The 12,242-nt window shown below is 55.8% G+C and carries 9 protein-coding genes; 3 read left to right on the forward strand and 6 right to left on the reverse strand.

Features of this window, described 5'->3' with window-relative positions:
* Positions 1-8: 8 nt before the first annotated feature.
* Both Q1A43_RS17195 and secA read right to left on the reverse strand, forming a co-directional pair.
* Entirely contained in the window at positions 9-980 is a 972-nt protein-coding gene (locus Q1A43_RS17195; RefSeq protein ID WP_299923013.1) for a translocase, read from the reverse strand.
* Positions 981-1,109: 129 nt separating this feature from the next.
* The gene (secA, locus tag Q1A43_RS17200) at positions 1,110-3,824 is read right to left on the reverse strand and encodes a preprotein translocase subunit SecA (RefSeq protein WP_299937213.1); all 2,715 of its coding nucleotides are present in this window, start codon (positions 3,822-3,824) and stop codon (positions 1,110-1,112) included.
* A gap of 174 nt (positions 3,825-3,998) precedes the next feature.
* On the opposite strand from secA, the gene Q1A43_RS17205 reads away from it, so the two are divergent.
* The 3 genes from Q1A43_RS17205 (at position 3,999) to mutT (ending at position 6,530) form a co-directional block, all read left to right on the forward strand.
* Complete coding sequence (locus Q1A43_RS17205; RefSeq protein ID WP_299923016.1) at positions 3,999-4,847, forward strand: peptidylprolyl isomerase; 849 nt, start codon at positions 3,999-4,001, stop codon at positions 4,845-4,847.
* The gene (gene argJ / locus Q1A43_RS17210) at positions 4,848-6,068 is read left to right on the forward strand and encodes a bifunctional glutamate N-acetyltransferase/amino-acid acetyltransferase ArgJ (protein ID WP_299937215.1); all 1,221 of its coding nucleotides are present in this window, start codon (positions 4,848-4,850) and stop codon (positions 6,066-6,068) included. It abuts the gene before it with no gap.
* 63 nt (positions 6,069-6,131) lie between these two features.
* Positions 6,132-6,530, forward strand: a complete 399-nt coding sequence (mutT, locus tag Q1A43_RS17215) for an 8-oxo-dGTP diphosphatase MutT (RefSeq protein WP_299937217.1) — start codon at positions 6,132-6,134, stop codon at positions 6,528-6,530.
* 348 nt (positions 6,531-6,878) lie between these two features.
* Here the strand turns inward: mutT and infB are convergent, their stop codons facing one another.
* Genes infB through rimP form a run of 4 tightly spaced genes read right to left on the reverse strand, consistent with a single transcriptional unit; the run spans position 6,879 to position 12,239 of the window.
* Positions 6,879-9,368, reverse strand: a complete 2,490-nt coding sequence (infB, locus tag Q1A43_RS17220) for a translation initiation factor IF-2 (RefSeq protein ID WP_299923022.1) — start codon at positions 9,366-9,368, stop codon at positions 6,879-6,881.
* Between the two features lie 8 nt (positions 9,369-9,376).
* On the reverse strand, positions 9,377-10,027 hold the full coding sequence (locus tag Q1A43_RS17225; RefSeq protein ID WP_299923024.1) for an RNA-binding protein: 651 nt from the start codon (positions 10,025-10,027) through the stop codon (positions 9,377-9,379).
* A gap of 5 nt (positions 10,028-10,032) precedes the next feature.
* On the reverse strand, positions 10,033-11,655 hold the full coding sequence (gene nusA / locus Q1A43_RS17230; protein ID WP_299937220.1) for a transcription termination factor NusA: 1,623 nt from the start codon (positions 11,653-11,655) through the stop codon (positions 10,033-10,035).
* Positions 11,656-11,657: 2 nt separating this feature from the next.
* A complete protein-coding gene (gene rimP / locus Q1A43_RS17235; RefSeq protein ID WP_299923028.1) occupies positions 11,658-12,239 on the reverse strand; it encodes a ribosome maturation factor RimP in 582 nt (193 codons plus the stop codon).
* Positions 12,240-12,242 lie beyond the last annotated feature (3 nt).

The raw sequence follows: 12,242 nt of genomic DNA on the forward strand, positions 1-12,242 counted from the left end.
GGCGCGAATTACCTCGCGGCGATTGTCAGGTCTTGGACAAGATTATTCAACACCAGAAAGTCACCTGTGCTGTCGCAGCCCGGAATTTCTAACGTCATGTCGCGAACACGCAGGTCAGAACCGGCTGTCATCTCAAATGTTTGCGCCTCAACACGGGTTTCGCAATTGGCACCTGTGACCTCGGCCTCAACCGACAAGGCGATATCGCCGCTGCGTTTGGTCGTGCCGCTCGGGTAAGAATAGATTTCCGCCAAAAGGGCTTCGGGCGAGTCGGATTGACCGAGCCGGGTCAAGAAACCACCTTCGCCGCGGGCCGCTGCGGTCAAATCGCCAGCTGTTGAGGCCCAAACGTGGCCATCTCCGAAATAGTCGGCGTTGAATTCACGGGCATGTAATTGCAGGCCTGCATCGCCTTTCCACTGCAACACGACACGGTCGTAGAATGGCATTGAGGTAACGTCTGCTGTTGCCATTGCACCGTCACCGCTTGCAAAGGACGCCATGAAGACGGCCGCTTCGGCAAGGGCTGGCACGGATACGTCAAGGGACCCGTCGGGTTGCATGACTTCGGTGAACACCATTCCTTGGTGATGGATTGTGACGCGTTCGCTGGCGTGACAGGCCGATGACAGCGAAAGGTTAACCATCGCACCAGCGGCAGGGCTTGCTTCCATGCGAACGTCACAGCCAAAGCTTTCAGCGCTGTTTTCTTGTGGCAATTCGGTGCCAGTCAAACCGGCATCGGCGGCCGCAAGTTCAACAGATTGACCGGGCATTTCAATATCAAACTGCAAATCAGTTGGCGGGATAGGAATGGCGGTCGCCGAGGACACTTCGGTGATGTCCGAGACTTCCAGCGGGCCGACCTGAGCCGATTTACCCTGACCCGGAAGGGCGAGGCCGAATTGCATGACGTAGCCAATACCCAAGGCGCAGACCAAGGTTGTACCAGCCAGTAGATAACTCTTGAGACGCGCCATTTTGGCCTCCTGTCTATTTCGATCAGGAGGCAGGTTGGCAGCTAAACGTGGCAGGTCTGGGGCAGGGGGGCGGAGTCATTTGGGCATTTCTGCGCGGTAAATCTGACCGCTGACTCCGCGTGCTGTTTCTTAGGCGATGCGACCGTGGCAGTGTTTGAACTTGTTGCCAGAGCCACATGGGCATTGATCATTACGCCCGGGATTGCCCCAGGTTGATTGATCGTTTTCATCAAAACCGGCGATGAGCGGTTCCGGGGCATCGGTGGGTTGTGTCGGTGCTGATGACGCATCTGCGGCTTGCTGAACGGCTTGTTGTTGCGCCATTTGCTGCTGCATCATCTCTGCCATCATCGCCTTTTGCTCATCTTCCGTCATCGGACGGACCTGAGCCAATTGGGTGGTGACAGTTTCACGCAGCGATTCGAGCAAGTTTTCAAACAGCTGGAACGCCTCGGTTTTGTATTCGTTCAGCGGATCCCGCTGGGCATAGCCCCGGAACCCGACAACCGAACGGAGGTGTTCAAGCGTCAACAGGTGTTCACGCCACTTGCCGTCGATGGTTTGCAACAGGAACTGTTTTTCGATCTGGCGCATGGTGTCCGCGCCAAAGGCCTCGGCCTTTTCGGCCATCAATGTGTCGCTGGCCTCTTCAAGACGTTCGCGGATCACGTCCTGATCCACGCCATCTTCATCGGCCCAGCCGATCAGCGGCAGATCAAGCCCCAGCTTTTCAATAGACGCAGCATATAGGCCCTGCATGTTCCATTGTTCGGCATAGGTTTTGTCAGGCGCGTAGATGTCGACCAACTCGTCGATCACTTCGTGACGCATGTCCTGTACGATTTCCGACAGGTCCTCGGCTTCCATGATTTCACGGCGCTGCGAGAAGATCACCTTACGTTGATCGTTCATCACGTCATCGAATTTCAAAAGCTGCTTACGAATGTCAAAGTTGCGGCCTTCGACTTTGGCTTGGGCGCGCTCCAGCGATTTGTTCACCCAAGGGTGAATGATCGCCTCGCCTTCTTTCATACCAAGGCTGGACAGCACTTTATCAAGCCGTTCCGACCCAAAGATCCGCATCAGGTCATCTTCGAGGCTTAGGAAGAAGGACGAGCGGCCCGGGTCACCCTGACGGCCAGATCGGCCGCGCAGCTGATTGTCGATCCGACGGCTTTCGTGGCGTTCAGTCGCCAACACATAAAGGCCACCGGCCTCTTTGACGGCGGCTTCGTCGGTGGTGTGCTCTTCTTCGATCCGCAGACGGATCGCCTCTGGGTCACCTTCAGGATCGGCGGCAATGGCCTCCATGATCTTGAACTCAACATTGCCACCCAATTTGATGTCGGTCCCCCGACCCGCCATGTTTGTGGCGATGGTCACGGTCCCAAGTTTACCTGCATCGGCAACGATTTGGGCTTCTTGTTCGTGCTGACGGGCGTTCAGAACGTTGTGCGGCAACTCAGCAGCCGTCAACATTTGGCTTAGCATCTCGGACTTTTCGATCGATGTGGTGCCAACCAAGACCGGCTGACCTTTCTCATGAGAAAGCTTGACCTCTTCGACAATCGCCTCGAACTTTTCGCGCGCGGTGCGGTACACTTTGTCGTCGTCATCAATCCGAGCGATGGGGCGGTTGGTCGGAACTTCGACAACGCCCAGCCCATAGATTTCGGCAAATTCTTCGGCTTCTGTCGCCGCTGTACCGGTCATGCCGCCCAATTTGTCATAGAGGCGGAAGTAGTTCTGGAAGGTAACCGAGGCCAAGGTGACGTTCTCGGGCTGAATGTTGCAGCCCTCCTTGGCTTCAATCGCCTGATGCAACCCTTCGGACAAACGGCGCCCAGCCATCATACGGCCGGTGAATTCGTCGATCAGAACAACTTCGCCATCACGAACGATGTAGTCTTTGTCCTTGGTGAACAAAACATGGGCACGCAGACCTTGGTTTACGTGGTGAACAAGGGTTGTCGATTCCGGATCATAGAGCGACTGACCTTCGGGGAGCAAACCGCGGGCGTGGAGATGCTGTTCAAGGAAGTCGTTGCCGTCGTCGGTAAAGGTGACGTTCTTGGTTTTTTCGTCCACCGCATAGTGATCTTCTTGCAGATCGGGGATCAGCTTGTCGACTTGAACATAAAGCTCGGAACGATCCTCGGCAGGGCCGGAAATGATCAGCGGTGTACGCGCTTCGTCAACCAAAATCGAATCGACCTCATCGACGATCGCGAAATAATGATCGCGCTGGCTCATCTGGTTGAGCTCAGATTTCATATTGTCGCGCAGATAGTCAAAACCCAGCTCATTGTTGGTGGCATAGGTGATATCGGACGCATAGGCGGCTTGCTTTTCCTCGTCAGGCTGACGGGGGTAGACAACACCGGTGGTCATCCCAAGTGTGCCGTAAACCTTGCTCATCCATTCGGCATCGCGTTTGGCGAGGTAGTCGTTCACCGTCACAACATGCACACCGCGCCCGGTCAGAGCGTTCAAATAAGCGGCAAAGGTCGCCATGAGGGTCTTACCCTCACCGGTCTTCATTTCCGAGATATTGCCTTGGTGCAGGAAAATCCCGCCCATCAGCTGCACATCAAAGGCGCGCAGGCCCAAGGCGCGTTTCGCGGCCTCGCGGCAGTTTGCAAACGCCTCTGGCAGCATATCATCAAGCTTTTCGCCATCGGCGATTCGCTTTTTGTATTCTGCGGTTTTAGCGATCAGGCCAGCATCGTCGAGCTTTTCAAACTCGGCCTCCAGCGCGTTGATCTTTTCCACCAGCGGGCGGGTGGCCTTGATCTTGCGGTCATTCGGGGTGCCGAACACCTTCCGCGCGAGTTTTCCAAACATGCTTGATCTACCTGTTTCATCTAACGTCTTGAGGCATCTGCTTGCCCGGCGCGCATACAGCCCATATGACGGAAGGAAACGACCGGCCCAAACAAAGCCCTATCGGCATGTAAGGGCCGTACCATTGAGTGTCAACGCCGCGGAGGTCGCGGCCTGTCTGGAAGGACCAAAACGATGTTAAAATCCCGCAATTTCTTGGGTGCAGCGGCGCTGGCGTTCACCTTTGCCATTCCTGCGCAGGCCGAAGAGCTGGGCGTCGATAGTGTTATGGCGTCTGTTGACGGTGTCGACATCACGCTTGGTCACATGTTGATGGTGCGCGCGCTGTTGCCAGAACAGTACCAACAACTTGGCGACGATGTGTTGTGGGACGGTATCTTGGATCAGTTGATCCAGCAGCAGGTACTGTCAGCTGACTCAATGGCCGTTGAAACACCCCGCGTCCGTATCGCGTTGGATAACGAGCGCCGCACGCAGCTGGCCTCGGTTGTGATCGCGACCTTGGCAGACAAGGCCGTCACCGAAGAGGCGGTGAAGGCTGCCTATGAAGCGGAATACATGAACGCCGATCAAGGCAAGGAATACAACGCCTCGCATATTTTGGTGAACACCGAAGAAGAGGCGCAAGCGCTTGTGGGTGAGTTGAGCACTGGCGCAGATTTCGCCAGCTTGGCCAAAGACAAATCCACCGGTCCATCGGGGCCAAATGGTGGGTCTTTGGGTTGGTTTAGCAAGGGTATGATGGTTGCCCCCTTCCAAGACGCGGTTGAAAAGCTTGAGCCCGGCGCCGTGGCGGGTCCGGTCAAAACCCAATTCGGTTGGCACGTGATCAAGCTCAACGAAACCCGTATCAAAGAAGCACCTGCTCTCGATTCTGTACGTTCGGCGCTCGAAGCCCAGATTCGCCAGCAAGTGGTCGCACAGAAAATCGACGAATTGGTGGGGATGGCGAATGTGACCCGGACCAAAAAGGAAGAGGTCGACACCTCTGTCTTGTCCAAAATCGATATGTTGGAGAACTAAATGTCACTGCCCCGGTCACCACTTGCCCCCCCAAGTTTCCCCGATCTTCCCGTCATCAAAGGCGCACGTTTTTCTGCCGTTGCAGCCGGGATTAAATATCAGGGTCGAACCGATGTGATGTTGGCTCAGCTTGATCCTGGGTCGGTGGTGGCCGGGGTGTTTACCCGCTCGGCGACCCGATCATCGAACGTGTTGGATTGTCAGTCGAAAATTCAACTGGATAGCGAAGACGGAGCAGCGATTGTCGTCAATTCAGGCAATTCCAATGCCTTTACCGGCAAGGCCGGCGACGGATCGGTTGCGGCGATTTGCGCGGCCGTTGCACAAGCGACCGGACTGCCGGAAACCCGTGTCTTCACCTCGTCAACGGGCGTGATCGGTGAACGCTTGCCCCATGATCGGATCACCGCCAAGCTCGGCGATCTGGTTGCGGGTCTATCGGATACAGCGGCCAAAGACGCCGCCGCAGCGATCATGACGACTGATACTTTCCCCAAGGGGGCGTCAGCCGAGGTCGAGATTGACGGTAAACCTGTGCGTATTGCCGGATTTGCCAAGGGCTCGGGCATGATTGCACCGGATATGGCCACCATGTTGGTCTATATCTTCACCGATGCTAAAATCGCCCGTTCTGATCTTCAAGAATTGGTTAGTGGGATCAATAATCGCACCTTCAATTGCATCACGGTGGATAGCGACACCTCGACGTCGGACACGTTGTTGATGGCGGCAACGGGCGCGTCCGGTGTTGATGTCACCGGCAACTCTACGTTTGTTTCAGCGCTACACGAGGTGTTCCTTGACCTCGCGCATCAAGTGGTCCGCGACGGGGAAGGCGCAACCAAATTTGTAGCGGTGACAGTCACGGGGGCCGCAAATGATGCCGATGCTCGAACGCACGCCTTGTCCATCGCAAATTCGCCACTGGTGAAAACCGCTGTTGCTGGCGAAGATCCGAACTGGGGGCGGATTGTCATGGCCATCGGGAAATCCGGGGCTGCCGCGGATCGCGATCTCATGTCGATCAAGTTTGGTGACGTTTTGGTTGCCGAAAATGGGTGGGTTGCAGAGACGTATCGCGAAGAAGACGGTGCCCGTTTGATGAAAGAGCAAGAGATCGACATCACCGTCGATATTGGTCTGGGTAGCGGCACATCCACCGTTTGGACATGTGATTTGACCCATCAATATATCACGATCAATGCCGATTACCGATCCTGATCCGCTCTACACTTTTCCAACTGAACTCCGGCTACTAACCGTGAAAATAGGATTGAGACACCAATGAAAACCGTACTGGTCTCTGCTGTGGCCCTGATTGATCGCGATGGCCGTGTGTTGCTTGCTCAACGTCCCGAAGGCAAATCCATGGCAGGCCTCTGGGAGTTTCCGGGGGGTAAAGTAGAGGCAGGGGAGACGCCTGAAGTTGCCCTAATTCGCGAGTTGCAGGAAGAGTTGGGGATCGATACGTGGGCAAGCTGCCTCGCCCCTCTGACCTTTGCCTCACACAGCTATGATGACTTCCATCTCCTGATGCCGCTTTTTGCCTGCCGAAAATGGGAGGGCATCCCCCAAGCGCAAGAGGGGCAAACCCTGAAATGGGTGCATGCAAATGAGTTGCGTGACTACCCAATGCCACCTGCGGACATCCCTTTGATCCCGATTCTTCGGGATTGGCTGTAACCCACCCCGACTAGGCAAAAAGTTAAGAGCGATTTTTCCACGTTCAGCATTTTGCTGACCCACCGGACGCCGGTTGAAGGAATTGTTAACCATTCTTACCTAACTTCTCCCCCACAGGTATCTTTGGGGAGAACTGCCATGCTCAGAACAATAACTCTCGGAAGCTGTGTCTCAGTTCAGGGGCACTATGAGAAAACTCTACCAGATGGGCGTATTTGCGTCCGGGTTGGTGAACGCTTTTATTCAGGCCATCCGGTCAAGCCGATAGCGAAAGCCGCTTAAAGCAATTTTGGAACAAAAAAGCCCGCCGAATTTCGGCGGGCTTTTTTCATTTAGAGGTCGGGATGATTAGTCCAACGTCCGTGTGATTTCTTCACGTTCGAAGATTTCGATCACGTCATCAGCGCGAATATCATCGTAGTTCTCGAACGCCATACCACATTCCTGACCCGACTGAACTTCGGCGACTTCGTCTTTGAAGCGCTTGAGCGTTTTCAGCGTGCCTTCGTGGATCACAACGTTGTCGCGTAGCAGGCGTACACCGGCCGAACGGCGTGCAACGCCTTCGGTGACGATACAACCTGCAACCTTGCCAACGCCGGTAACCTTGAACACGTCCTTGATGGTCGCGTAGCCAATGAAGTTTTCGCGGATCTCTTTAGAGAGCAAGCCAGAGGCCGCCGCTTTGACATCATCCACAAGGTCATAGATCACGCTGTAATAGCGGATTTCCACGCCCTTTTGGTTGGCCGAGTTACGCGCCGATGCGTTTGCACGAACGTTAAAGCCAATGACCGGACATCCGGAGGCTTCAGCAAGGCTGACATCGGATTCGGTGATCGCACCAACACCAGAGTGCAGGACACGAACGCGGACTTCGCCGTTGCCGACTTTTTCCAGCGCCTGAACGATGGCTTCCGAAGAGCCTTGAACGTCTGCTTTGACCAAAACGGGAAGTTCGGAAACATCCTCGTCTTCTTTGGCCTTCTGCATCAGCTGTTCCAAGGTGGTTGCGGCACCCGCTGCGGCGCGCTTTTCCTTGGCAAGGTTGGCACGATACTCGGCGATTTCACGCGCCTGTGCATCGGTTTCAACCACGTTCAAAACGTCACCGGCTTCGGGTGTGCCATTGAGGCCAAGAACCTCACAAGGTACGGACGGGCCAGCTTCTTTGATGCGCTCGCCTTTGTCATTGATCAGCGCACGAACCTTACCGTACTGCTCACCCACAACAAAGATATCGCCCAATTTCAGCGTACCTGTCTGAACCAGAACCGTGGCAACAGGGCCGCGACCCACATCAAGCTTGGCCTCAATCACCGCGCCTTCGGCGTTGCGATCTGGGTTGGCTTTCAGTTCAAGAATCTCAGCCTGAAGCGCGATTGCGTCGAGCAATTCATTGAGGCCCTGACCAGTGATTGCGGACACTTCAACGTCCTGAACTTCACCGGACATCTGCTCCACGACAACTTCGTGTTGCAGAAGGTCTGTGCGCACCTTGGTTGGGTTCGCTGCAGGGCGGTCGATCTTGTTGATCGCCACGATCATCGGAACACCGGCGGCTTTGGCGTGGTTGATCGCTTCGACGGTCTGCGGCATCACCGCATCGTCCGCCGCAACAACCAGAACCACGATATCCGTGACCTGAGCACCACGTGAACGCATCGATGTAAAGGCTGCGTGGCCCGGAGTATCGAGGAAGCTCAACACGGACCCACTACTGGTCGTGACCTGATACGCACCGATGTGCTGAGTGATCCCACCAGCTTCGCCAGCGGTTACTTTGGCGTCGCGGATTGCGTCCAGCAAAGATGTCTTACCGTGGTCAACGTGGCCCATGATGGTGATGACAGGTGGGCGAGATTTCAGATCCTCGTCCTTGTCTTCAACCGTTTGGATCACGTCTTCGACGTCCGCGTCAGAAACGCGGGTGATCTTGTGGCCGAACTCTTCGATGATCAATTCTGCGGTGTCCGCATCGATCGACTGGTTCTGAGTCGCCATGATGCCGCTATTCATCAGCGCCTTGATAACGTCGCCGACTTTTTCAGTCATCCGGTTTGCCAATTCGGCAACCGTGATTGCTTCTGGCAACTGAACGTCACGAACAACCTTTTCACGCTGCTGCTGACCACCCATCGCTTTTTGACGAGCGCGCTCTTGCTTCCGCTTCATCGCGGCCATGGATTTGTGACGGTTGCCGCCACCACCCAATGCCTGATTTAGCGTCAATTTGCCGGACCGACGGTTGTCATCGCGGCTACGTGTGTTGCGCGCGTTACGATCTGTGCGATCGTTCCCACGGTCATCACGGCGCGGTGTCGCCTCTTTGGGTTTGTTGCGATTCGGTGCTTCTTCGCCGCGTGCCGGAGCAGGCGCAGGTGTCGCAGCCGCGCGCTTAGCCGCCTCGGCCGCTTCTTCCGCTTTGCGCTTCTCGTCCTCGGCCTTTTTGCGGGCGCGCTCTTCAGCTTCGGCCGCTTCTTTGGCTTTGCGTTCCTTTTCGGCACGCATGCGCTCACGCTCTTCAGCGCGGGCTTTTTCCTCAGCAGCGCGCTTGGCTGTCTCTTCGGCTTCACGGGCTTTAGCAGCCTGTAACGCCTTGAGACGACGATCCATTTCAGCATCAGTGATGCCCGCAGGACGCTTGCCGCCTGGGCCAGATGGACCTACGCCCGGACCTCTTCCGCCGCCGGCACCCGGCTTGGGTACCACAACGCGTTTGCGCTTGGTTTCCACCACGACGTTCTTGGTGCGCCCATGGCTGAAGCTCTGCTTCACGTTGCCCGAACGGGCCCCACCACGCAAACCCAATGTCTTTTTGCCGTCGTTATCGCTCATGAAGCTTCTTATCCTTTCCGGCGGCCGCTGCCGCCGCGATCCGTGCTTTTCGTCCCAGATTTGGACGCCTGAGCACGCATACCCTTCAATCTTTGGGCTTCCTCTACAACACGTGAGGCCAGACCACCAGTGCCAAGCGCCGCATGTATCACAGATTGACGTCCAAACGCCATTCCCAACTCATCTGCAGACAGCCACCCAATGTAGGTTCCACCATAAGGTGTGCTGAGCTTGGACTTGCCACGCTCAGAGCCGTCATTCGCCTGGATCAGCACGCTGGCCTCTTCTTTACCCAGCCAATCCTTAACCTTCTCATAGCCTGCAACCGCGTCACCAGATTTCCGGGCAAGGCTGATCAAATCGATCACCCGCCGCGACAACATCTGCTCAAGCAGGTCCAGCATCCCATCGGGAACCTGAACCGGCTGTTTCAGTGACCGCTGGAACAAACCCTTTTTCAGGGCCATTTCCAGCGCCGTGCGGTCAGAACTTACATATACGCCCCGACCGGGCAGTTTTCCAGCAAGATCGGGCACAATTCGCCCATCGGGACCCAAAACAAAGCGAATTAGGCCGCATTTCGGCTGTGTCTCGCCTGTGGCGATGCACTTACGCTCCGGCCCGTCTTCACGGTTTTTGTTGTGGCCACCTCTGGACATCAGTTTCAGACCTCTTCGTCAGTCGAGTCGCTGTCTTCGCCTTCGGCCTCTTCGGCGTCGGCTTCCAAATCAGCGGGGTCAACCCAACCCAACAGGATACGGGCGGTCATGACCATGCTCTGCGCGTCTTCCAACGAGACATCGAATTTCTCGAGCAGACCGTCATCTTTGACGCGCTGACCATCAACGGTCGTCCAGCCACCGGCAAGTTCCCAGTCGGCGCAGGTCGCAAAGTCTTCGAGCGACAAAACACCGTCTTCTGCCAGAGCTTCGATCATCTGAGGCGTCATGCCTTCGAACCCGATCAGGTTCTCCTGCACACCCAGTTCATGAGCACGGGCAAGCGCCTTGCGGGCTTGTTCTTCTAGGAACTCACGGGCACGGGTCTGAAGCTCGTTGGCGGTGCCTTCGTCAACACCGTCAATGACCAAGAGTTCATCCTGCTCAACGTAAGCAACTTCTTCGAGGTTGGTGAACCCTTCGGACACCAACAGCTGGGCAAAGAATTCGTCGACGTCCAGTGTTTCCATGAACAGCTTGGTGCGCACTTCGAATTCGGCCTGACGACGCTTGGATTCTTCTTCCTCGGTCATGATGTCGATATCGAGAGCGGTCAGTTGTGACGCAAGACGCACGTTTTGACCACGACGACCAATCGCCAAAGACAGCTGTTCGTCGGGAACAACAACTTCGATGCGCTCGGCTTCTTCATCCAGAACAACCTTGGTCACTTCTGCGGGCTGCAATGCGTTCACAAGGAAGGTTGGAACATCTTCGTTCCAAGGGATGATGTCGATCTTTTCGCCCTGAAGCTCGTTTACAACGGCCTGAACGCGCGATCCGCGCATACCAACACAGGCCCCAACAGGGTCGATGCCGCCGTCATAGGAAATCACGGCAATCTTGGCGCGCGAACCGGGGTCACGGGCCACGGCTTTGATTTCGATGATGCCGTCATAGATTTCCGGCACTTCCATCTTAAACAGCTCTGACATGAATTCAGGCGCGGTCCGGCTCAGGAAAATCTGTGGGCCACGGGTCTCGCGACGGACATCTTTGATGTAGCAGCGAATACGATCACCGGGGCGATAGCTTTCACGGCCAATCTTTTCATTGCGGCGCAGGATGGCTTCGCCACGACCGACGTCAACGATGACATTGCCATATTCTTCGCGCTTGACCGACCCATTGATAATGGTGCCGTTGCGATCTTTGAATTCGTCGTACTGACGATCACGCTCTGCTTCGCGGACTTTCTGAAGGATAACCTGCTTGGCGCTTTGCGCAGCAATACGACCAAGTTCAACCGGGGGAACTTCTTCGACAAAGGTCTGACCAACCTGAGGATCGGCCATATATTGCTTGGCTGACTCAACGGTCATTTCCGCTTGATAATTCTCAAGCTCTTCGTCCTCGACCACGGTGCGAACACGGGTAAAGGTTGCCTTGCCGGTCTTGCGGTCGATCGACACGCGAATGTCCATCTCCGCGCCGTAACGCGACTTGGCCGCCCGTGCGAGCGATTCTTCCATCGCTTCGACAACCAGACCGGGGTCGATCATCTTTTCGCGGGCCACGGCCTCGGCGGTTTGCAACAGCTCAAGCTGGTTGGCAGAGGTGATTGCCATGTTCAGTCCTCCTGAGGGCCGTCTTCGGCCTCGATCTCGTCAAACTTGGTTTCATCCACGGCCTGCGCTTTGCGCGCCCGCAGCATTTCTGTAACCAGCTCGTCGGTCATGACGAGCTTGGCTTCGGACAGCCAGTCATAATTCAGACCAACTGTGATGGTTTCTCCGTCCTGATCCAGATTGATCAAAACATCTTGCTCTTCAACACCGGCCAGAATGCCGCGAAACCGCTTGCGCCCGTCAATCAGGTCGCTGGTTTCTAGCTTGGCTTCATAGCCTTCAAAATTGGCAAAGTCCTTGAGGCGGGTCAAAGGACGGTCGATTCCGGGGCTGGACACCTCAAGGGTATAGGCCTCAACAACCGGGTCTTCGACATCCAAAATGGCACTGACTTCGTTGGAAATCTTGGCGCATTCGTCGACTTCGATGCCACCCTCGGGGCGTTCGGCCATGATCTGTAGGGTCTTGGTGTTGCCGCCCATCAGGCGAATGCGCACCAGCTCAAACCCCAAATCCTCGATCACCGGGGCGATAATGTCAGCCAGACGCCGATCCATGGCGGATTTGGCGATTAGATCACTCATGTG

The organism is uncultured Pelagimonas sp. (assembly GCF_947498515.1).
GTDB lineage: Bacteria > Pseudomonadota > Alphaproteobacteria > Rhodobacterales > Rhodobacteraceae > Pelagimonas.

Coding starts and splice junctions, on each gene's coding strand:
- Q1A43_RS17205 (WP_299923016.1), top strand. CDS start 3,999: ATGTTAAAATCCCGCAATTTCTTGGGTGCAGCGGCGCTGGCGTTCACC.
- argJ (WP_299937215.1), top strand. CDS start 4,848: ATGTCACTGCCCCGGTCACCACTTGCCCCCCCAAGTTTCCCCGATCTT.
- nusA (WP_299937220.1), bottom strand. CDS start 11,655: ATGGCAATCACCTCTGCCAACCAGCTTGAGCTGTTGCAAACCGCCGAG.
- mutT (WP_299937217.1), top strand. CDS start 6,132: ATGAAAACCGTACTGGTCTCTGCTGTGGCCCTGATTGATCGCGATGGC.
- rimP (WP_299923028.1), bottom strand. CDS start 12,239: ATGAGTGATCTAATCGCCAAATCCGCCATGGATCGGCGTCTGGCTGAC.
- Q1A43_RS17195 (WP_299923013.1), bottom strand. CDS start 980: ATGGCGCGTCTCAAGAGTTATCTACTGGCTGGTACAACCTTGGTCTGC.
- infB (WP_299923022.1), bottom strand. CDS start 9,368: ATGAGCGATAACGACGGCAAAAAGACATTGGGTTTGCGTGGTGGGGCC.
- secA (WP_299937213.1), bottom strand. CDS start 3,824: ATGTTTGGAAAACTCGCGCGGAAGGTGTTCGGCACCCCGAATGACCGC.
- Q1A43_RS17225 (WP_299923024.1), bottom strand. CDS start 10,027: ATGTCCAGAGGTGGCCACAACAAAAACCGTGAAGACGGGCCGGAGCGT.